Annotated in this window: 20 protein-coding genes and 1 tRNA gene; 12 read left to right on the top strand and 9 right to left on the bottom strand. The window is 72.7% G+C overall.

Annotated elements, in window-relative coordinates:
• Positions 1–80: 80 nt before the first annotated feature.
• Entirely contained in the window at positions 81–590 is a 510-nt protein-coding gene (locus ACFIF2_RS29010; RefSeq protein ID WP_395576197.1) for an NUDIX hydrolase, read from the bottom strand.
• A 193-nt stretch (positions 591–783) separates the two neighbouring features.
• Here ACFIF2_RS29010 and ACFIF2_RS29005 point away from each other — a divergent pair, with 193 nt between their 5' ends.
• Both ACFIF2_RS29005 and ACFIF2_RS29000 read left to right on the top strand, forming a co-directional pair.
• On the top strand, positions 784–1734 hold the full coding sequence (locus ACFIF2_RS29005; RefSeq protein WP_395576196.1) for a hypothetical protein: 951 nt from the start codon (positions 784–786) through the stop codon (positions 1732–1734).
• Between the two features lie 43 nt (positions 1735–1777).
• The gene (locus ACFIF2_RS29000; protein WP_395576195.1) at positions 1778–3316 is read left to right on the top strand and encodes an APC family permease; all 1539 of its coding nucleotides are present in this window, start codon (positions 1778–1780) and stop codon (positions 3314–3316) included.
• A 100-nt stretch (positions 3317–3416) separates the two neighbouring features.
• Here ACFIF2_RS29000 and ACFIF2_RS28995 read toward each other — a convergent pair whose 3' ends face one another.
• A complete protein-coding gene (locus tag ACFIF2_RS28995) occupies positions 3417–4814 on the bottom strand; it encodes a GntP family permease (RefSeq protein WP_395576194.1) in 1398 nt (465 codons plus the stop codon).
• A 90-nt stretch (positions 4815–4904) separates the two neighbouring features.
• On the bottom strand, positions 4905–5432 hold the full coding sequence (locus tag ACFIF2_RS28990) for a gluconokinase (protein WP_395576193.1): 528 nt from the start codon (positions 5430–5432) through the stop codon (positions 4905–4907).
• Positions 5433–5569: 137 nt separating this feature from the next.
• Here ACFIF2_RS28990 and ACFIF2_RS28985 point away from each other — a divergent pair, with 137 nt between their 5' ends.
• Complete coding sequence (locus tag ACFIF2_RS28985) at positions 5570–6271, top strand: FadR/GntR family transcriptional regulator (protein ID WP_395576192.1); 702 nt, start codon at positions 5570–5572, stop codon at positions 6269–6271.
• Between the two features lie 41 nt (positions 6272–6312).
• Here the strand turns inward: ACFIF2_RS28985 and ACFIF2_RS28980 are convergent, their stop codons facing one another.
• A complete protein-coding gene (locus ACFIF2_RS28980) occupies positions 6313–6699 on the bottom strand; it encodes a YchJ family protein (RefSeq protein WP_395576191.1) in 387 nt (128 codons plus the stop codon).
• A 61-nt stretch (positions 6700–6760) separates the two neighbouring features.
• A tRNA-Leu gene (locus ACFIF2_RS28975) sits at positions 6761–6848 on the bottom strand.
• 199 nt (positions 6849–7047) lie between these two features.
• On the opposite strand from ACFIF2_RS28975, the gene ACFIF2_RS28970 reads away from it, so the two are divergent.
• From ACFIF2_RS28970 to ACFIF2_RS28960, 3 genes are all read left to right on the top strand, one after another.
• The gene (locus ACFIF2_RS28970) at positions 7048–8373 is read left to right on the top strand and encodes a M20/M25/M40 family metallo-hydrolase (RefSeq protein ID WP_395576288.1); all 1326 of its coding nucleotides are present in this window, start codon (positions 7048–7050) and stop codon (positions 8371–8373) included.
• A 167-nt stretch (positions 8374–8540) separates the two neighbouring features.
• The gene (gene chpH / locus ACFIF2_RS28965; protein ID WP_395576190.1) at positions 8541–8774 is read left to right on the top strand and encodes a chaplin ChpH; all 234 of its coding nucleotides are present in this window, start codon (positions 8541–8543) and stop codon (positions 8772–8774) included.
• A 169-nt stretch (positions 8775–8943) separates the two neighbouring features.
• Positions 8944–9732 carry a chaplin family protein gene (locus tag ACFIF2_RS28960; protein WP_395576189.1) on the top strand — a complete coding sequence of 263 codons (789 nt, stop codon included), beginning with the start codon at positions 8944–8946 and terminating at the stop codon, positions 9730–9732.
• A gap of 60 nt (positions 9733–9792) precedes the next feature.
• Here the strand turns inward: ACFIF2_RS28960 and ACFIF2_RS28955 are convergent, their stop codons facing one another.
• Entirely contained in the window at positions 9793–9981 is a 189-nt protein-coding gene (locus ACFIF2_RS28955; protein ID WP_395576188.1) for a DUF5703 family protein, read from the bottom strand.
• 47 nt (positions 9982–10028) lie between these two features.
• On the opposite strand from ACFIF2_RS28955, the gene ACFIF2_RS28950 reads away from it, so the two are divergent.
• Positions 10029–10859: a hypothetical protein gene (locus tag ACFIF2_RS28950; RefSeq protein WP_395576187.1), complete on the top strand. Its 831-nt coding sequence runs from the start codon at positions 10029–10031 to the stop codon at positions 10857–10859.
• A gap of 121 nt (positions 10860–10980) precedes the next feature.
• On the opposite strand, the gene ACFIF2_RS28945 is transcribed toward ACFIF2_RS28950, so the two are convergent.
• Positions 10981–13239 (bottom strand): helix-hairpin-helix domain-containing protein, encoded by a 2259-nt coding sequence (locus ACFIF2_RS28945; RefSeq protein ID WP_395576186.1) that lies wholly within the window; start codon positions 13237–13239, stop codon positions 10981–10983.
• The gene (locus ACFIF2_RS28940) at positions 13236–14222 is read right to left on the bottom strand and encodes an aldo/keto reductase (protein ID WP_395576185.1); all 987 of its coding nucleotides are present in this window, start codon (positions 14220–14222) and stop codon (positions 13236–13238) included. Before ACFIF2_RS28940 ends, ACFIF2_RS28945 begins: the two co-directional genes overlap by 4 nt.
• Before the next feature lie 112 nt (positions 14223–14334).
• Between ACFIF2_RS28940 and ACFIF2_RS28935 the strand changes: the two genes are divergently transcribed.
• Complete coding sequence (locus ACFIF2_RS28935; protein WP_395576184.1) at positions 14335–15390, top strand: LLM class F420-dependent oxidoreductase; 1056 nt, start codon at positions 14335–14337, stop codon at positions 15388–15390.
• 245 nt (positions 15391–15635) lie between these two features.
• Positions 15636–16424 carry a ferritin-like domain-containing protein gene (locus ACFIF2_RS28930; RefSeq protein WP_395576183.1) on the top strand — a complete coding sequence of 263 codons (789 nt, stop codon included), beginning with the start codon at positions 15636–15638 and terminating at the stop codon, positions 16422–16424.
• Between the two features lie 25 nt (positions 16425–16449).
• Here ACFIF2_RS28930 and corA read toward each other — a convergent pair whose 3' ends face one another.
• On the bottom strand, positions 16450–17445 hold the full coding sequence (corA, locus tag ACFIF2_RS28925) for a magnesium/cobalt transporter CorA (protein WP_395576182.1): 996 nt from the start codon (positions 17443–17445) through the stop codon (positions 16450–16452).
• Positions 17446–17525: 80 nt separating this feature from the next.
• On the opposite strand from corA, the gene ACFIF2_RS28920 reads away from it, so the two are divergent.
• The 3 genes from ACFIF2_RS28920 (at position 17526) to ACFIF2_RS28910 (ending at position 19708) form a co-directional block, all read left to right on the top strand.
• On the top strand, positions 17526–18212 hold the full coding sequence (locus ACFIF2_RS28920) for a histidine phosphatase family protein (RefSeq protein ID WP_395576181.1): 687 nt from the start codon (positions 17526–17528) through the stop codon (positions 18210–18212).
• Between the two features lie 111 nt (positions 18213–18323).
• Positions 18324–18914: a DUF3090 domain-containing protein gene (locus ACFIF2_RS28915; protein WP_395576180.1), complete on the top strand. Its 591-nt coding sequence runs from the start codon at positions 18324–18326 to the stop codon at positions 18912–18914.
• Positions 18878–19708 (top strand): SCO1664 family protein, encoded by an 831-nt coding sequence (locus ACFIF2_RS28910; protein WP_395576179.1) that lies wholly within the window; start codon positions 18878–18880, stop codon positions 19706–19708. The genes ACFIF2_RS28915 and ACFIF2_RS28910 overlap by 37 nt, the downstream gene beginning before the upstream one ends.
• Positions 19709–19748: the final 40 nt, after the last annotated feature.

Genomic DNA, 19748 nt, shown 5'->3' with positions numbered 1-19748 from the left:
GGGCGCCCACCAGACACCGCCCGCCGACCACACCCGCCCCCCCCGAACACACCCGCACCCCCCCCGCCGGCAAACGCACGTCACCCCCGCCAAGCCCGCAGCCGCGCATACGCCGCCAACCCGTCCGGCACCCACTCCCACTCCCCGAGCCGCCGCTCCAGCTCCGCCTCCGGCAGGAACCCGTGCCAGGCCACCTCCTCCACCTGCGGAGCGACCGGCCCCGCGCACCGGACCTCGTACACCGCCGACCACCAGGTACGCCCGCCACCGTCGTCGTAGAGGAACTTGAAGAGGTACTCCGGGCGCGGCAGCCCGCTCACCCCCAGTTCCTCCTCGGCCTCCCGCAGCGCCGCGTCGTCGTAGGACTCGCCCGCCCCGACCACCCCGCCGACGAACATGTCGTACAGGGAGGGGAACACCAGCTTGCCCGGCGTGCGCCGGTGGACGAAGACCCGCCCCTCGGGGTCCCGCGCCCACACGAACACGCACCGGTGCCGCAGCCCCCGCGCGTACGCGTCGCCCCTGCGGGCCTGTCCGACGACGCGGTCGTTCTCGTCGACGATGTCGAGGATCTCGTCAGCAGCGCTCATACGCCCATCCAAGCAGCGCCCGCCCAGACGGCTCCGGCCCGCGCCGCAAGTGCCCCCGCAGTAACAGGAGTTGACGCGTGTAACGCGTCGACGGCCCTTGACGTCAACCCTTGGCTGCCGGTTTGCTGTGTGTGATCAGTTCATGGCAGACCGGCTACGACGACCCAGCGCGTCGCGTGAGGAAGTTCCCGCGGTGTCCCCACCTCCGCCTCCCCTCGGCCGCGGCCGCAAACGCGCGGCCCAGGCTTTCGACGAGGCCCTCGACGACGCCGAACTCGTCGCCGCCCGGGCCGCGTTGGCCCAGGGGCGGTGGCAGTCCGCCCGTTCGCTGCTGGTCCACACGGGCGACGACTGGGACCGCCGGGGACACCGGGTCACGGTCCTCGCCCAGGAGCCCTCCTGCGCCGCCTGGACCCGCGAGTGGCTGCTGGCCGAACCGGATTCCGCCGACGCGTCCGTCCTGCTCGCCCTCGCCCTGGTGCATCGCGCCCTGCGCGGCAAGGAGAAGCCCGCCCGGGCCCGGGAGGCGTGCCGGGACTCCGCCGGACTCGTCCCGGGCGATCCCACGCCCTGGCTCGGGCTCCTCGTGCTGGAGCGTTCGGCGGGCGCGGTGGACGAGGTCGTCCGGGCCTTCGAGGCGGTGCGCGGGCGGTACGCCGATCACCACCACGCCCATCACCTCATGGTCGCCCGGCTCGCCGAGCGCGGCGCGGACGGCGGCCCCGACCCGCTGCACGAGGTGTACGACTTCGCCAACTGGGCGGCCGAGCAGGCCCCCGCCGACTCCCCGCTGGCCATCCTCCCGGTCGTCGCGCACGCCGAGCGGTACCGCGTGCTGGCCGCCGCCGGGCACGCGCCGGCCGATCCGACCGCCTCCGGGCACTGGACCGGCCGCCGCGCCCGGCTGGTGATGAAGGCGGCCTTCGACTGGTGGCTGGAGTGGGAGCAGGACGGCCACCCGCGCCGGCTGATCGACCTCAACTTCCTCGCCCACGCCAAGTCCTGCGAGGGGCGCGGCGCCGAGGCCGCCGCCCTCTTCCACCGCATCGGCGAGCACGCCACGCCCGCCCCGTGGTCGTACCCGGACCGCGACCCGTACTCCGCCTTCCGCGCCGCCCGCGCGAACGCGCTCGGCACGGCGTGACCCCCCGAAGACCCCGACGCACAGGAATGAGGGACGTCCTCCGATGACCACGGGCAGTTCGAGCACGAGCAGATCCGCGAGCGGCGGCACCATCAGCACCTTCAAGGGCCAGGAGCGGGCGCTGCGCGCCGACCGGCTGGGCACGGGCGGTCTGCTGCTCTCCGTGCTGGCCGCGACCGCCCCGCTGATGGTGGTCGCGGGTGTCATGCCCACGACCTTCGCGGTGATGGGCATCGTGGGACAGCCGCTGCTCTTCGTGCTGTTGGGCGTGGTGCTGATCCTGTTCAGCGTCGGGTACGCCGAGATGAGCCGGCACGTCCACAACGCGGGCGCCTTCTACGCCTACATCTCCCGCGGCCTCGGCGGCACCGCCGGCGCCGGCGCCGCACTGGTCGCCCTGGTCGCCTACAACGCCCTCCAGGTCGGCATCTACGGCATCTTCGGCTTCGAGGTCTCCGGGCTCCTGGCCACCTACGCGGACCTGGAGATCGCCTGGTGGATACCGGCGCTGCTGGCCGTGCTCGCGGTCGGCACGCTGGGCTGGCTGAAGATCGACGTCAACGCGCGCGTACTGGGTGTGCTCCTGCTCATCGAGGTCGTGCTCGTGGTCGTCTTCGACATCGCCGCCGTCGCCGACCCGGGCGCCCAGGGGCTGTCGCTGCACGCCTTCGACCCCGACACCCTGACGGGAGCGGGCGTGGGGACCGCGCTGTGCTTCTGCATCGCCGCGTTCCTCGGCTTCGAGCAGGCGCCCGTGTACGCCGAGGAGACCAGTCGGCCGCACGTGCTCGTCCCGCGCGTCATGTTCCTCGCGGTGGGCGGCGTCGCCGTCTTCTTCGCGCTCAGCAGCTGGGCCCTGACCGTCGCCACCGGCCCCGACGCGATCGTCGGGACCGCGCGGGAGCAGAGCGCCGGGCTGCTGTTCTTCCTGACCGAGGAACGGCTCGGCGGCACCTTCACCGACGTCCTGCACGTCCTGTTCGTGACCGGCATGTTCGCCGCCCTGCTCAGCTTCCACAACGTCGTCGCCCGGTACGCCTTCGCCATGGGGCGGGAAGGGCTGCTGCCCGCCGCCTTCGGGCGCACCAGCGGTTCCAGCGGGGCCCCGGGCACCGGCTCGCTGCTCCAGACCACCGTGTCCGCCGTCGTGGTCGCCGGCTTCGCGATCGCCGACGACAAGCCGAACGGCGACCCGACCGGGCCCGTCCTCCACCTGTTCACCTGGGGCGGCAACATCGGTGCCCTCGGCGTGATCCTGCTGATGGCCGCCGCCTCGTTCTCCGTCGTCGCCTTCTTCGTACGGCGCGGCGCCGCCCGTGCCCAGCGCGTGCGGCTGGTCACCTCCACCATCGCGGGTCTCGCCCTGCTGGTGATCGCCGGCTACACCGTCAAGGACTTCGACGTCCTCGTCGGCGCCGGCCCCGACTCCGCCCTGAGCTGGATCCTGCCCGGCGTCATCGGGCTCGCCGCGCTCGGCGGACTGGCGCAGGGGCTGGTACTGCGCTCACGCGCCCCCGAGCGGCACGCCCGCATCGGCCAGGGCAACGAGGCGTTCCAGCTGGACAAGGCGGCGTCCTCCTGAGCCCCACGGGGACGCCGAGGGCGTGGGCGGGCCCGGAAAGACGCGTACGGAGGTGCCGTGACGGCCACCTCCGTACGTCTCACCGGACCCGCGCCGGACGCTAGATGACCAGGGACAACAGCAGGACCAGCGCACCCGCGACGACCGAGATGATCGTCTCCATGACGGACCAGGTCTTGATGGTCTGGCCGACGTTCAGCCCGAAGTACTCCTTCACCAGCCAGAAACCGGCGTCGTTGACATGGCTGAAGAAGAGCGAACCGGCACCGATGGCCAGAACCAGCAGGGCCGCGTGCGTCGTCGACATGTCGGCCGCCAGCGGCGCGACCAGACCGGCCGCCGAGACGGTCGCCACCGTCGCCGAACCGGTCGCCAGCCGGATCGCCACCGCGATCAGCCAGGCCAGCAGCAGCGCCGGGATCGACCAGTCCTCGGAGATCTCCAGGATCATCTGGCCCACGCCGGAGTCGATCAGCGTCTGCTTGAAGCCGCCGCCCGCGCCGACGATCAGCAGGATGCCCGCGATCGGCGCGAGCCCCTTCTCGACCAGGCCGGACAGGCGCTCCTTGCCGAACCCGGCCGGACGCAGCAGCGTGAAGATGCCGACGATCACGGACGCGAGCAGGGCGATCAGCGGGTTGCCGATCACGTCGAAGGTGCGCTGCACCACGTTCTCGGGGTCGTCGACGATGATGTCGACGAGCGCCTTGGCCAGCATCAGCACGACCGGCAGCAGGATCGTGGCCAGGGTGGCGCCGAAGCCGGGGCGCTTCTCCAGGTCCTCCGAGGCACGCTGCGGGATCATGCGGTCGGGGGCCGGGACGTCCACCCAGCGGGCGGCGTACTTGGAGAACACCGGACCGGCGATGATCACCGTCGGGATGGCGATCAGGACACCCAGCGCGAGCGTCACACCGAGGTTGGCGCCGAGCGCGTCGATGGCGACCAGCGGGCCGGGGTGCGGCGGGACCAGACCGTGCATGACGGACAGACCGGCCAGCGCCGGGATGCCGATGCGCATCAGGGAGTAGTTGCCGCGCTTGGCGACCATCAGGACGACCGGGATCAGCAGGACGATGCCGACCTCGAAGAAGAGCGGCAGCCCGATGACCGAGGCGATCAGCACCATCGTCCACGGCATCGACCGGGGGGTCGCCCTGGCCAGGATGGTGTCCACGATCTGGTCGGCGCCGCCGGAGTCGGCGAGCATCTTGCCGAGGATCGCGCCGAGGGCGATCAGCACGCCGACGCCCGCGACGGTGGAGCCGAGCCCGGCGGTGAAGCTGGTGATGACCTTGTCCAGCGGCGCCCCGGCGAACGCGCCGAGCGCCAGTGACCCGATGGTCAGCGACAGGAAGGCATGCAGCTTGAACTTGGTGATCAGCAGGACGATGACGGCGATGCCCAGGAGCACGGCGATGCCCAGCTGGGCGTGACCGGCCGAGGTGATCGGCTCGACGGTGTCCGCTGCCAGCATCTCGACGCTGAGTCTGGTCACGGTGGTTCCCTTGCGGTGATGGGGATCAGGGGGTAGGTCGGGGCCGTGCCCGCACGGACGGGAGCACGACCCCGGGGGAGGGTGTGGGGGCTACTGGGCCGGTCCGGGAAGGTCCGTCAGGGCGGCGACCGCCCGTTCGGTGATCTCCTCCGGGGTGCCGGCGACATCCACGGCGACGCCCGCCTCGTCCGGCTCCAGCGGCTGGAGCGTGGCGAACTGGGAGTCCAGCAGGGCCGTCGGCATGAAGTGCCCCTGCCGGTGCGACATACGGTCCTCGATCAGCTCGCGGCTGCCCGTGAGGTGCACGAAGACGACGCCGGGAGCGGCGGCCCGCAGCCGGTCACGGTACGACCGCTTCAGCGCCGAACTGCTCACCACCCCGCCGAGCCCCGCCCGCCCGTGCGCCCAGCCGCCGATGGCGTCCAGCCACGGCCAGCGGTCCTCGTCGGTGAGCGGGGTGCCGGCCGTCATCTTGGCGATGTTGGCCGGCGGGTGGAAGTCGTCGCCCTCGGCGTAGGGAACGCCGAGCCGGGCCGCGAGCAGGGGGCCGATGGTGGTCTTCCCGGTGCCCGCTACGCCCATGACCACGACGACATGGGGGGTGTGCAGTCGCTGCATCGCACTCTCGCTGTCTGCTGTCTTCGTCGACACGTGATGTCGACGCAACTGAAACCCATTAGGTACGACGAATTCAAGAGTCTGTGACATATAAGTCTGACTTTTTGTTCCCGTGACCTGCCCCGTACGCTGAGTGCATGAGCACACCGGGCCGGGGGCTGCACGGCCGCGTACTGGACACCCTCGGCCCCGCGATCACAGCGGGCGAATACCCTGCGGGCAGCGTTCTGCGCACCGACGAGCTGGCCCAGCGCTTCGAGGTGTCGCGCTCCGTGATGCGGGAGGCGGTCCGGGTGCTGGAGTCCATGCACCTGGTCGCGTCACGCCGCCGCGTGGGCGTGACAGTCCTGCCCGAGTGCGAGTGGAACGTCTACGACCCGCAGGTCATCCGCTGGCGCCTGGCCGGCTCCGAGCGCCCGCGGCAGCTGCGCTCCCTGACCGTGCTGCGGTCGGCCGTCGAACCGGTGGCGGCGGGCCTGGCGGCCCGGCACGCCACGCCGGAACAGTGCGCCGAGCTGACCGAGTGCGCGCTCGGCATGGTCGCCAACTCGAGCGGCCACCGGCTGGAGGAGTACCTCTTCCACGACGTGGCCTTCCACCGCGTCATCCTGACCGCCTCCGGCAACGAGATGTTCGCCCGGCTCGGCGGTGTCGTCGCCGAGGTCCTCGCCGGCCGCACCCACCACGACGTGATGTTCGAGGACCCCGACCCGGCCGCCGTCACCCTGCACGTCCAGGTCGCCGAGGCGGTGCGCGCCCGGGACGCGGAGCGCGCCGAGCGGCTGACCCGGGAGATCACGGTGGGGGCGCTGCAGGAGCTGGACATCCTGGCGCCCTGACGCCTGCCGGGTCGGCGCCTGCCGGACGGACGCCTGCCGGCCTACGGGGCGGGGAACTCCCCGTCCACGTACACCCACGCCCCGTCGACCCGCTCGAACCTGCTCCGCTCGTGCAGCGAGCCGCCGCGGTAGGACGCGCGGAAGGTCACCGTGCCGGTGGAGTGGAAGGCGGACCCGGCGGTGGTGTCCAGGATCTCCAGTCCGGTCCAGCGCGTCCCCGGGTCGAGGTCGAGCCGTCGCGGTCGCGTCCCCGGGTGCCACGTCCGCAGCAGGTAGCCCGCGTCCAGGCGCACGAAGGCGCTGTAGCGCGAGCGCATCAGGGCCTCGGCGGTGGGCGCGGCGGCGGCCCCCGCGTGGAACCGGCCGCAGCACTTCTCGTACGGCTCGGGCAGCCCGCACGGGCAGGAAGGCGTGGTCATGGCGGCCATTGTGCCTGGCGCGGACGCCGCGGGGAAAAGCAGAAGACCCCTGCTCAGCAGGGGTCTCATCTGGTGTCCGAGGGGGGACTTGAACCCCCACGCCCGATAAAGGGCACTAGCACCTCAAGCTAGCGCGTCTGCCATTCCGCCACCCGGACAAGGTGTCTGTCGTGCGGGCTGCTGCCCGCGGCGACGACGTAAACATTACCAGGCTTTCCGGGGTGGCCGATCACCCCCTCCTTGGGCCCCGGCGGCCGGAGGGGGAGGATGAGGGGGACCCACCAGCGGGGACACCCAGCGGTGACACCCAGCAGTGACACCAGCCAGGACCCCAGCAGTGACAGCGGGAGGAACCACGTGAGCGACTCGGGCACGGCCAGGAGCGTCACCGGCGAGGACGAGGTCGTCGACCTCTGCCGCGAGCTGATCCGGATCGACACCAGCAACTACGGCGACCACTCGGGCCCGGGTGAGCGCAAGGCGGCGGAGTACGTCGCCGAGAAGCTCGCGGAGGTCGGGCTCGAACCGAAGATCTTCGAGTCCCACCCCGGACGCGCCTCCACGGTGGCCCGGATCGAGGGCGCCGACCCGTCCCGGCCCGCGCTGCTCATCCACGGCCACACCGACGTCGTCCCGGCCAACGCGGACGACTGGACCCACCACCCCTTCTCCGGCGAGATCGCGGACGGATGCGTGTGGGGGCGCGGCGCGGTCGACATGAAGGACATGGACGCGATGACGCTGGCGGTCGTGCGCGACCGGCTGCGCTCCGGGCGCAAGCCCCCCCGCGACATCGTGCTCGCGTTCCTCGCGGACGAGGAGGCCGGCGGCACGTACGGCGCCCGGCACCTCGTCGACCACCACCCCGACCTCTTCGAGGGCGTCACCGAGGCGATCAGCGAGGTGGGCGGCTTCTCCTTCACCGTGAGCGAGCAGCGCCGCCTGTACCTGATCCAGACGGCCGAGAAGGGCATGCACTGGATGAAGCTGACCGTGGCCGGCACGGCGGGCCACGGTTCGATGATCCACCGCGACAACGCCATCACCGAGCTGTCGGAGGCCGTCGCGCGCCTGGGCCGGCACAAGTTCCCGGTCCGCGTGACCAAGACGACCCGCGCCTTCCTCGACGAACTGGGCGACGCCCTCGGCACCGAGCTGGACCCGGAGGACATGGAAGGCACGCTCGCCCGGCTCGGCGGCATCGCCAAGCTCATCGGCGCGACGCTGAGCAACACCGCCAACCCGACGCAGCTGGGCGCGGGTTACAAGGTCAACGTCATCCCCGGCGAGGCCACCGCGCACGTCGACGGGCGGTTCCTGCCCGGGCACGAGGAGGAGTTCCTCGCCGACCTCGACCGGATCCTCGGCCCGAAGGTGCGGCGCGAGGACGTGCACGCCGACAAGGCCGTCGAGACCACCTTCGACGGGGCGCTGGTCGACGCGATGCAGTCGGCGCTGGTGGCCGAGGACCCGGCGGCGAAGGCGATCCCCTACATGCTCTCGGGCGGAACGGACGCCAAGTCGTTCGACGACCTGGGCATCCGGGGCTTCGGCTTCGCGCCGCTCAAGCTGCCGCCGGAGCTGGACTTCGCGGGCATGTTCCACGGCGTGGACGAGCGGGTGCCGGTGGAGGGGCTCCAGTTCGGCGTGCGGGTGCTCGACCGTTTCATCGACGCGTCCTGAATATCCCGGTGAAACGCGACTTCCGCACGGCGCGGTATTCGGCCGCGTGTGCGGGAGTCACCCGGGACGGGTGAATGTGCTCATAAGCTCGTAGCCTCATTAGTTCCTCCTCGTTACAGGTGATGCGATCAGCAAGCTGGGATCGCGTTTGCCAACTAGGAGGAATAATGCTCAAGAAGGTCGTCGCCGCCGCGGCTGCCACCGGTGGTCTGGTTCTCGCGGGCGCGGGCATGGCCGTCGCCGACTCCGGTGCCCAGGGTGCCGCCGTGCACTCGCCCGGCGTCCTTTCCGGCAACGTCGTCCAGGTGCCCGTGCACGTCCCGGTGAACGTCTGCGGCAACACCATCTCCGTGATCGGTCTGCTGAACCCCGCCTTCGGCAACGTCTGCGTCAACAACTGACGTCGCGTCTTCGCCTCGTGAGGTTCCGAGTCGTCGGCCCCGGAGCGCGCGCCACGCGCTCCGGGGCCGACGGCCTTTGGAAGACTTCCCGGGCGGGGAAACGGCGGAATCGTCGGAATTCTCGGCATTCTCGGTACCACGGGACTAGGGCAAGGCAGGGATTCAGGAAATGCGACAGGTGACCCGCAAGGGCCTGATGACGATGGCGGCGGCCACCGGCGTGATCGCCGCCGCGGGCGGCACCGCCCACGCGGACTCGGGTGCGCACGGCTCGAGTTCGGGCTCGCCCGGCGTGCTGTCCGGGAACACGGTGCAGGCGCCGGTGCACGTGCCGGTGAACGTCTGCGGCAACACGGTCGACGTCATCGGCGTCCTCAACCCGGCGATGGGCAACTCGTGCGCCAACAAGGGCGGCGGCGCCTCCGACGGGTACGGCGACTCCGGTGGCGAGGGAGGCTCGAAGGGGGGCTCGCAGGAGGGCTCGAAGGGGGGCTCGCACGCGGGCGGGCACGCCACCGACTCGCCCGGCGTCGGCTCCGGCAACCACATCCAGGCGCCGATCCACGTACCGGTGAACGTGTGCGGCAACAGCGTCGACATCGTCGGTGCCCTCAACCCGACCACCGGCAACGACTGCGGCAACGGGGGCGGCGGGGACCACTCCACCCCGCCCGGCGGTGACCACGAGACGCCTCCCGGTGACCCGGGTGACCCTGGCGACCCCGGTGATCCGGGTGACCCCGGTGACCCCGGCAGCCCGGACGGTCCGGACGACGAGACGCCGGGCGGCTCGACGGACGGCAACCAGCCGGACACCCAGACCGTCGCCCAGCCGCCGGCCGACGCGCAGCTCGCCGAGACCGGCAGCGACCTGCCGCTCGGCCTCGCCCTGCCGGTGGGTGCGGGTGCCCTGCTCGCGGGCACGGTGCTCTACCGCAAGGCGCGCGCCTCGGTGTGACGCAGGTCACCGGCACGTGCTCCGGTCGGTCCGGACCCGCTCGGGCCCGGACCGACCCGATCACCAGGTGGCGCGTACCTGGCGGATGATCCGTCGCCGCAGCCGCACCTTGCGACTGCCGTCGCGCAGCAGGGTCAGGCGGTACAACTCCCAGTGTCCGTACTCGGCGTGGTCCGTGAGCAGGCGTGTCGTCTCCTTGCGGGAAACCCCGCGCGGCACGTACACGTCGACAAATTCGTATTCCGGCATCGAATCTATTGTGCGGGCTGGGGCCCGGTACGGATAGCGTCTGCACTATGTCTGATGCTGCGCAGCCCACCGCTGCCGAGGTACGCGCCGCCGCCGAGGCGGTCAAGACCGCGCTCGACCGCCACCTGGCGGCGGTCGAACGCCGGTCGGGGGAGGACGACCCGGCCGTCTACGACGCGTTCAACCAGCTGGCCGCGGCCGCGGAGGCGTACGACGAACTGCTCTACGACCGCTACGACGAGGTCACCCCCTTCGAGATCCCCGGCGCGGAGGACTCGCTGCCGCCGTACACGGGCCCCGAGGAGCCGAACGCGCTGAGCGTCCTGATCCGCCGCGACTACGCCGTGGCCGAGCCGCAGCGGCTGATGGCCCAGGCCCGGCGGGTCGAGGCGGCGGACGAGGAAGGAGCGGGGGCGGAGTCCTCCGGCACGGTCCACGGCGCGCTCGGCCTCCTGTTCGGCGAGTTCGAGCCGGACGAGATCGCCTCCCGGCACAAGGAGTTCGGTCTGGAGGAGGGCGACTCGACGCTCTGGGTGACGGCCGCGGACGAGGCCCCCGACCCCGGGGAGTGGCTCGAGGCCCCGTTCGAACAGGCCGATCCGCAACGGGTGGTCTGCCGTTTCGACGTCAGCGCGGTCTTCGACGACGAGTTCGACGACGGCATCGAGGACGAGGACGAGCCCGTCGACGCCGTCGGCATGGGGGAGCTGGACGAGGACCTGGACGAGGACCTGGACACCGAGCCCGACCTGGACGAGGGCGACGACCCGCACGAGGACGACGACCAGGGCGACCTCGGGGACGACGCCGAGGACGGTGCCGAGGGCCGGGACGGGGACGAGCGCGGCGAGGCCGCGCGGCTGGAGGCCGGTCGCTGAGCGCGGGGAACGACGACGGGCGGCCCGCCCGGAACGACGGCGGCGGTCACGGGGGAGTCCCGGTGACCGCCGCCGACGTGTTGCCCCTGGGGCCTCGCCGGGCGGGCGACGGCGCCCGGACTCAGTCCGCCACCGGCACCTGCGGCGCGAGCAGCACCGGCAGCCGCGTCGTGCGCGGCTTGGCGGGCACCTCGGCGACGGCGCGGGGCAGCGCCTGGTCCACGCCGTGCACCACGGACAGATGGCGGGCGGCCCGGCCGAACGCCGTGTAGACCCACGGGCGGGTGAGGGCCTGCGCGGCGTCGCCGGGCAGGACCACGACCACCGCGGGCCACCGGCCGCCCACCGCCTGGTGCGCGGTCAGCGCCCAGCCGTGCCGCACGGTCTGCTCCACCCGCTCCTTCGGTACGACGACGCCCTCGCCCGCGCACGACAGGTGCAGCCCGTCGGTGTCGGCCTTCACCACCCGGCCGGGCAGCGTACGGCCCGGCACCGGGGAGTAGGCGACGCGGTCACCGGGGTCGAAGCCGCCGAAGCGGCCGGGGCCCGGGTTCAGCCGCTGCTTCAGAGCCGCGTTGAGCGCCCGCGTACCCGCCGCGCCGCCGTGGCCCGGCGTGATCACCTGGGTCTCCTCGGCGGGGACGCCGATCGCCCGCGGCACCGAGTCCGCGACGAGCTGGACGGTGCGGTGCACGGCCTCGCCCGCGTCCCGCACCGGCACGATCACGACCTCCTTGCCGGGCGCCTCCACCTGGGCCAGCTCGCCGATGCCGATGCCGGAGACCAGCTCGCCGAGCGGGCCCGGGTCGGGGCGCCGTGAGGCGACCTGCGGGCAGATCCGTGCCGCCAGCAGATCCCCGAAGACCCGCCCCGGGCCCACGGACCACAGCACCGACGGATCGCCGGCCAGCACCAGTCGGGCCCCGTCCGGCAGCGACTCGACCAGCAGGGCACCCGCCTCGACGTCCAGCTGCGGGGCGTCGAGCACGACGAGGAGGTCGAGGTCCAGCGCGCCGTCGGTGTCCCGCCCCGGCCCCTCGGCCCCGGACAGCAGCCCCGCCACGGTGACGGGGGCGGGACCGGCCGCTTCATGGGGCCCGGTCGCGGCGTCGCTCAGCAGGGCGGCGAAGCGGTCGCGGCCGAGCGGGCCGTGCGCCGCCGCCCAGGCGCGCAGACCCAGGGCGTGCGCGGCGTGCAGGAGGGCCGCCGGTTCCGCCAGGGCCGCCTCCCCTCCGGTGTGCAGGACCAGTCCGTGGTCCGCGACCGCGCGGATCAGGTCGGCGGCGGAACCCCGGGCGGAGGCGGCGGCCTGCTCCCAGTCCGCCGCGGAACCGTCCTGCTTGGGTGTCGCGTTGACGATCCGGGCCAGACCGTCGGCGAGGCTCTCCTCGGCGAGCGCGTACCGCTCCAGACCGATCAGGACGCGGACCGGGCGGTCCTCGTCGTCGCCCTCGCCCTCGTCCGTCGGCTCCGTCCCGCCGGTCGTGGGCGCCGGGCGGGCGCCGGTGTCCTCCAGCGCGTCCTGGAAGGCCAGCGCCTCGCCCTCGGCGAGGGTGCTCTGCACGGCGGCGTCGGGGTCCGGCACGCCCCGCTGGGCCAGCGCGGCGGTGAGCAGGGGCAGCTCCAGGGCCGTGTGACCGGCCAGGGCCGCCTGCTCCAGCAGCCACACCGTGATCGCACGGCCGCGTCGCTCGTCGTCCGGGCCGCAGGCGGCGCCGAGCAGCGCCCGGGCGAACCCGTCGGCCTGCTCCGGCCGTACCCCGCCCACCCGGAGGAGCTGCCAGGGGTCCGCGCGCAGCGCCTCCTCCGCGTCCTCGCCGAGGAGCGCGGCGGTCTGCGGCGCGAGCGGCTCGGGGGCGCCGCCCTCGGCCAGGACGCGCCGCACGGCCTCAACGGCCTCGGCAGGGGGGCCGACGGGTCCGGTGACTCGCTCGGCCGGTACCGGCTGGGTACGTCGCGCCGGCTCCGGGGCGGGGCGGCGCGGGGCGGGCGCGGGATCGCCGAAGACCGTGGCGGCCGGCTTCTCCCCGCTCTCCACGGCCCGCACGGCGGCGAGCAGGTCGGCCGCCGTGCCGCTGAGCTTGGCCCCGGCGTCGATCGGCGCCTGCTTCTCGGCCTTCCGCCGCTCGATCCGCTCCCGCACGAGACGCTGCGCGGCCAGCTCGGCCTCGGTCTCGGAGACCTGAGCCGCCGCCTCACCGTCCGCACCGGCCGCGGACGGCTGCCCGACGCCGTCGGCCTCCCCGGTGGCCGCCTTGCTTTCGGCGCTCTCGGACGTCCGCTGAGCCACGTCGGCGGACGGGGCCTCGGCCGGTGCCTCGGGCCCGGCGGCCACGGCGTCCGTGGTGTCCTCAGAGGCGGGCTCGGGCTCCGTGCTCACAGCGTGCTCCAGTCGTGATCGGGATAGCGGTGCACCGGCGCCGACACGTCGTCGAGCGCCCGGCAGATCTCGTCAGGAAGACTAAGGGTCTCCACTGACAACGCCGCCGTCAGCTGCTGCGCGTTGCGCGCGCCGACGATCGGGGCGACCACGCCGGGCCGGTCGCGGACCCACGCCAGCGCCACCTGGAGCGGCGTCACCGCCAGCCCGTCCGCCGCCGTCGCCACCGCGTCCACGATGTGCCCGGCCGTGTCGTCGAGGTAGGGCGCGACGAAGGGCGCCAGATGCTCCGACGCGCCCCGCGAGTCCGCCGGCGTCGCGTCCTTGCGGTACTTGCCCGTGAGGACCCCGCGGCCCAGCGGCGAGGAGGGCAGCAGCCCGATGCCCAGGTCCAGGGCGGCCGGCAGCACCTCGCGCTCGATGCCCCGCTGAAGCAGCGAGTACTCCATCTGCGTGCTCGCCAGGCGGTTCCGCACGCCCGGCGCCGCCAGCTGCCAGGTCGCCGCCTTGGCCAACTGCCAGCCGCAGAAGTTGGACACGCCGGCGTATCTGGCCCGGCCGCTGCTCACCGCCACGTCGAGGGCGTGCAGCGTCTCCTCCAGCGGGGTGTGCGGGTCGAAGGCGTGCAGGTGCCACACGTCGACGTGGTCCGTGCCTAGGCGGGCCAGCGAGGCGTCCAGCGCGGAGAGCAGGTGGGCACGCGAACCGTCGAAGCGGCGGTCGGGATCGGGCACGCTGCCCGCCTTGGTCGAGATCACCAGGTCCCGGCGCGGCACCAGCCCCTCCATGAGCCGCCCGAGCAGGTACTCGGCCTCCCCGTCGCCGTACACGTCCGCGGTGTCGACGAGGGTCCCGCCCGCTTCCCAGAAGGTCTTCAAGAGGTCCGCGGCGTCGTGCTCGTCGGTGTCCCGGCCCCAGGTCAGGGTGCCGAGACCGATGCGGGACACGCGCAGGCCGGTGCGGCCGAGATGCCTCTGCTCCATGAACGCCGACATTACTGGCCACGGCTTGCGCTGTGGGGGCCTGTGGACAACCGAATTCCCACGCTATGGTCGGGGCACAGAACACGTTACTGATCGGTAAGGGGAATCGGCCATGCAGCTCGGGATCAACCTCGGCTACTGGGGTGCCGGAATGGACGCGGACAACCTGGCCGTCGCCCAGGAGGCCGACCGGCTCGGCTACGCCGTCTGCTGGGCCGCCGAGGCCTACGGCTCCGACGCGGCCACCGTGCTCACCTGGGTCGCCGCCCAGACCGAGCGCATCGACGTGGGCTCGGCCATCTTCCAGATCCCGGCCCGCCAGCCCGCGATGACCGCGATGACGGCGGCGACCCTCGACTCCCTCTCGAAGGGCCGTTTCCGCCTCGGTCTCGGCGTCTCCGGCCCGCAGGTCTCCGAAGGCTGGTACGGCGTCAAGTTCGACAAGCCGCTGGCCCGCACCCGCGAGTACGTCGAGATCGTGCGCAAGGCGATGACGCGGGAGCGGCTGTCGTACGAGGGACAGCACTGGACGCTGCCGCTGCCCGGCGGGCCCGGCAAGCCGATCAAGCTCACCGTGCACCCGCAGCGCGAGCACATCCCGCTGTACATCGCCGCGATCGGCCCGAAGAACCTGGAGCAGACCGGCGAGATCGCCGACGGCGCCCTGCTGATCTTCCCGTCCGCCGACCACCTGGAGGAGACCGCGATCCGGCACCTGCGCGCCGGCCGCGAGAAGGCGGGCAAGACCCTCGACGGCTTCGACGTCTGCCCGACCCTCCCGCTCGCCCTCGGCGACGACAAGGACGTCAGCGCGCTCGCCGACACCTTCCGCCCCTACACGGCGCTGTACGTGGGCGGCATGGGCAGCCGCAAGCAGAACTTCTACAACCAGCTCGCCCAGCGCATGGGCTACGAGACCGAGGCGGCCGAGATCCAGGACAAGTACCTGTCCGGCGACAAGGAGGGCGCCGCCGCGGCCGTACCGCACGAGCTGATCGACCAGACCACCCTGCTCGGCTCCGTCGACCGCATCGCGGACCGGATGAAGGCCTACGCCGCCGCGGGCGTCACCACGCTCACCCTGGCCCCCGCGGGCTTCACCCTGGACGAGCGGCTCGCGGCCCTTCGCGCGGGCACCGAGGCCCTGGAGCGCGCCGGACTGGCCTGAGCGCCTGGGGACTGCCGGAAGTTCTGCGGCCGTGGTGGGGGCTCGGGGGTCTTCCCCGCCACGGCCGTCACGAGGAACAACGCGCCCACGCGCGTGGGGTTACGCCTCCTCGCGTTCCCGGCCGTCGTCCTTTTGGCGGAGTCGCCCGTCGCACCTGTTGCCGCGCCCCGCCCGCCGCACTTGACTCGTTCTTCGCGGAGTCCGCGAAGCCTGCGGAACCTTGCGGAGGCAGAGAGGTGCCACTGATGCTTTCGGCCAAGAGCCTGTTCCAGGAGATCCTCGACCACGACGAGTCGTTCCGTCTCTTCTGCTCCATCGCGGCCAGCGGGGAGTCGCAGGGCGGCTGGGAGAACGCGCGCATCGCGGCGCTGGTGCCAAAGAGCGAGCGCGGCCTCGCCCCGAAGATCACCCGCCACGGCGCGGACGAGGACAAGCACGGGCGGATCTTCAACGCCCTGCTGAAGAAGCGCGGCCTCGAACCCGTCGAGGTGCCCCCCGAGACCGACTACACCATGCTCCTGGAGCGGCACGGCATCGGCCTCGCCCACGACAAGCTCAAGGCCGACCAGCCCCTCACCGAACGCGACATCATCACCTACCTCGCCCACAGCCGGGTCACCGAGCAGCGCGCGGCCGAGCAGATGGCGATGCTCCTGAAGCACTTCGCCGACCACCCGGACCTGGGCCGCGCCGTCCGGATGATCTCCGCCGACGAGGACGACCACCTCGCCTACTCCCACGAGGAACTGCTGCGCTTCGCCGCCGCCGGACACGGCCGGTACATCCAGCGGACGCTGCGCGCGTGCGCGCTCGCCGAGATCCGCGTCCACCGGGACGTCAGCCTCGCCGTGATGGCCCGCATGGGCCGGCTCCTCGGCTGGTCGCGCACCAGGTCCGCGCTGCTCGCGGCGGGCATCCGCGCGGTGTACGCCTACGAGCGGCTGGCCGGCTGGCGCCGCATGGTGACGCTGCGGGCGCCCGAACGGCGCGACGCCCTCGGCGGCCCCGCCACCGCGGCCCCCGAGGTCGCCTGACGTACTCGGAGGCCGGGCCGGCCCCCTACAGCCAGCCCCGGCGCTTGAAGGTCCGGAACAGCAGCACCTCCAGCGCGACCATCACCACGATCACCGCCGGGTAGCCCCACTCCCAGCGCAGTTCCGGCATGTGCTCGAAGTTCATGCCGTAGACCCCGGCGACCATCGTGGGGACGGCGGCCATCGCCGCCCACGCCGAGATCTTCCGCATGTCGTCGTTCTGCCGGACGCCGGTCTGCGCCAGGTGCGCCGACAGGATGTCCGAGACCAGCCGGTCCAGGTTCTCCACCGACTCGTTCACCCGCGTCAGGTGGTCGCTCACGTCCCGGAAGAACGGCCGCGCCTTCTCGTTCACGAACGGCACCGCGGCGCCGAAGGCGCCCGTCCCCGCCAGCCGGGCCACCGGCGGCGCCAGCGGGCCGGTCGCCCGGCGGAACTCCAGGATCTGCCGCTTGAAGTTGTAGATCCGCGACGCGGTGTGCCGCGAGCCGCCGCCGTCCGGCGAGAAGACCTCCGCCTCCAGTTCCTCCAGGTCGTTCTGCAGCTCGACCGCCACGTCCAGGTAGTGGTCGACGGTGGCGTCCGCTATCGCGTACAGCACCGAGGTGGGCCCCTTGCCGAGCAGCTCCGGCTCGTGCTCCAGACGCTGCCGTACGGCCTTGAGCGGGGAACCCTCGCCGTGCCGGACGACGACCACGAACCCGTCGCCCAGAAAGAGCATCAGCTCGCCGGAGGAGACGGTGTCGCTCTCCGGCTCGTACACCACCGGTTTCAGCACGACGAAGAGCGAGTCCTCGTACACCTCCAGCTTGGGCCGCTGGTGCGCCTTCAGCGCGTCCTCCACGGCCAGCGGGTGCAGTCCGAACTCCTGGGTGACCAGGTCGAACTCCTCCTCCGTCGGCTCGTGCAGCCCGATCCAGACGAAACCGCCCGCGGACCGCGCCTCGCCGAGCGCGTCGGAGAAGTCGTCGGGCCCGTCCGTGCGGTGCCCGTCCCGGTAGATGGCACAGTCCACGATCACCGAACGCGCTCTCCCTCGACCAACGTCTTCTCCCTCCGCCCCGGCGCCCGAGCACCGTGCCGTATGCCTACCCTGTCCGCATGCCCACGCTGATCCTGGTCAGGCACGGACGTTCCACCGCCAACACCGAGGGGGTGCTCGCCGGCTGGACGCCCGGCGTCGCCCTCGACGAACGCGGGGCGGCTCAGGCCGCCGCGCTGCCCGGGCGGCTCGCCGGCCTGCCGCTCGCCGAGATCGTCGCCAGCCCGCTCCAGCGCTGCCAGGAGACGATCCAGCCACTTCTCGACGCCCGGCCCGGACTGCGGGCGCACACCGACGAACGGATCGGGGAGTGCCACTACGGCGACTGGTCCGGCCGCAAACTCGCCGAACTCAAGGACGAACCCCTGATGGAGGTGGTCCAGGCGCACCCTTCCGCCGCGGCCTTCCCCGGCGGCGAGTCCATGCGCGCCATGCAGACCCGCGCCGCCGAGGCGGTACGCGAGTGGAACGCGCGCGTGGAGCGCGACCACGGAGCCGACGCCGTGTACCTCATGTGCTCCCACGGCGACATCATCAAGTCCCTCGTCGCGGAGGCACTCGGCCTGCACCTCGACCTCTTCCAGCGGATCTCCGTCGAGCCCTGCTCGGTCACGGCGATCCGCTACACCCGGCTGCGCCCCTTCCTCGTCCGTCTCGGCGACACCGGGGACTTCGCCTCCCTGGCCCCGCGAGAGGAGTCCTCCGGCGACGAAGCACCGGTCGGTGGCGGTGCGGGCGCACCGTGATCGTCGGCCGCAGTAGGGTGAAGCGGCCGCGACCGCGGCTCTGAAGTCCCGCTTTCCCGATTCCTCGCATCCCCGCCCTCCCGCTCCCCCCGACTTCCATGGAGACAGGACGTGTCCCGTCAGGTGTTCCTCTACGACCAACCGGAACGTTTCGTGGCCGGTACGGTCGGACTGCCCGGGCGCCGTACGTTCTTCCTCCAGGCCTCCGCCGGCTCCCGGGTGACCAGCGTGGCCCTGGAGAAGACCCAGGTCGCCGCCCTCGCCGAGCGCATGGACGAGCTCCTCGACGAGGTCGTGCGGCGCAGCGGCGGCAGTACCGCCGTTCCCGCCGTGGCCCCCACCGCGCCCGCCGACACGGCGCCGCTGGAAACCCCCGTCGAGGAGGAGTTCCGGGTCGGCACCATGGCGCTGGCCTGGGACGGCGAGGACCAGCGCATGATCGTCGAGGCGCAGGCCCTCGTGGAGCTGGACGCCGAGTCCGAGGAGGACCTGGCGGAGGCCGAGGAGCGGCTCCTCCAGGACGAGGAGAACGGCCCCCCGATGCTCCGGGTCCGCCTCACCGGCGCGCAGGCCAGGGCCTTCGCCAAGCGCGCCCTCGACGTCGTCAACGCCGGGCGGCCGCCGTGCCCGCTGTGCAGCCTCCCGCTCGACCCGGAAGGACACGTATGTCCGCGCCAGAACGGATACCGCCGCGGAGCGTGACCACCGACGCGGCGGCCGCCGAGCTGCTCGCCCGGGGCGAGCTGACCGTGCGCGGACGCATCCGTGACGCCTCCAACGCGGCGCTGTACTGCACGGTGACGCACGAGGGACGCGAGGCGGCCTGCATCTACAAACCCGTCGCCGGGGAGCGGCCCCTGTGGGACTTCCCCGACGGCACCCTCGCCCAGCGCGAGGTCGCCGCCTACGAGGTCTCCGAGGCGACCGGCTGGGGCCTGGTCCCGCCCACCGTGCTGCGCGAGGGGCCGTACGGCGAGGGCATGTGCCAGCTGTGGATCGAGGCGGCGCCGGAGACGGAACTGCTCGCCCTGGTGGACGCGGAGGAGCCCGGCCCCGGCTGGAAGGCGGTCGCCTTCGCCGAGGTCGGCGAGGGCCGCACCGCGCTGCTCGTGCACGCCGACGACGCGCGGCTGCGCCGGCTCGCGGTACTGGACGCCGTGATCAACAACGCCGACCGCAAGGGCGGCCACCTGCTGCCCGCCGACGGCGAGCGGCTGTACGGCATCGACCACGGGGTCACCTTCAACGCCGAGAACAAGCTGCGCACCCTGCTGTGGGGCTGGGCGGGCGATCCCCTGACCGAGGAGGCCCTGGCGGTGCTCGACGCGCTCAGAGGGGCCCTGAAGGACGGCGCGGCCCTGGCGACGCGGCTCGGCACGCTCATCACCCCCGCCGAACTCGACGCCACACGCGCGCGGGTCGACGCCCTGCTGACGTCCGGGAAGCACCCGGAGCCGAGCGGGGAGTGGCCGGCCATCCCCTGGCCGCCGGTGTAGCCACCGGATGCCGGCACCGACGCCGGCCGGCACAACGGCC

It is taken from the genome of Streptomyces sp. BK79, assembly GCF_044142145.1.
GTDB lineage: Bacteria > Actinomycetota > Actinomycetes > Streptomycetales > Streptomycetaceae > Streptomyces.
The sequence above is the reverse complement of the archived record's forward strand: the minus strand, read 5'-3'. Positions and strand labels throughout refer to the sequence as shown.

Excerpts from the sequence above, each read along its gene's own strand:
- ACFIF2_RS28940 (WP_395576185.1), bottom strand. The coding sequence starts at position 14,222 with ATGGAGCAGAGGCATCTCGGCCGCACCGGCCTGCGCGTGTCCCGCATC.
- ACFIF2_RS28910 (WP_395576179.1), top strand. The coding sequence starts at position 18,878 with ATGTCCGCGCCAGAACGGATACCGCCGCGGAGCGTGACCACCGACGCG.
- ACFIF2_RS28980 (WP_395576191.1), bottom strand. The coding sequence starts at position 6,699 with ATGGCCGCCATGACCACGCCTTCCTGCCCGTGCGGGCTGCCCGAGCCG.
- ACFIF2_RS28955 (WP_395576188.1), bottom strand. The coding sequence starts at position 9,981 with ATGCCGGAATACGAATTTGTCGACGTGTACGTGCCGCGCGGGGTTTCC.
- chpH (WP_395576190.1), top strand. The coding sequence starts at position 8,541 with ATGCTCAAGAAGGTCGTCGCCGCCGCGGCTGCCACCGGTGGTCTGGTT.
- ACFIF2_RS29000 (WP_395576195.1), top strand. The coding sequence starts at position 1,778 with ATGACCACGGGCAGTTCGAGCACGAGCAGATCCGCGAGCGGCGGCACC.
- ACFIF2_RS28920 (WP_395576181.1), top strand. The coding sequence starts at position 17,526 with ATGCCCACGCTGATCCTGGTCAGGCACGGACGTTCCACCGCCAACACC.
- ACFIF2_RS28990 (WP_395576193.1), bottom strand. The coding sequence starts at position 5,432 with ATGCAGCGACTGCACACCCCCCATGTCGTCGTGGTCATGGGCGTAGCG.
- ACFIF2_RS28985 (WP_395576192.1), top strand. The coding sequence starts at position 5,570 with ATGAGCACACCGGGCCGGGGGCTGCACGGCCGCGTACTGGACACCCTC.
- ACFIF2_RS28960 (WP_395576189.1), top strand. The coding sequence starts at position 8,944 with ATGCGACAGGTGACCCGCAAGGGCCTGATGACGATGGCGGCGGCCACC.
- ACFIF2_RS29010 (WP_395576197.1), bottom strand. The coding sequence starts at position 590 with ATGAGCGCTGCTGACGAGATCCTCGACATCGTCGACGAGAACGACCGC.
- ACFIF2_RS28930 (WP_395576183.1), top strand. The coding sequence starts at position 15,636 with ATGCTTTCGGCCAAGAGCCTGTTCCAGGAGATCCTCGACCACGACGAG.
- ACFIF2_RS28950 (WP_395576187.1), top strand. The coding sequence starts at position 10,029 with ATGTCTGATGCTGCGCAGCCCACCGCTGCCGAGGTACGCGCCGCCGCC.
- ACFIF2_RS28935 (WP_395576184.1), top strand. The coding sequence starts at position 14,335 with ATGCAGCTCGGGATCAACCTCGGCTACTGGGGTGCCGGAATGGACGCG.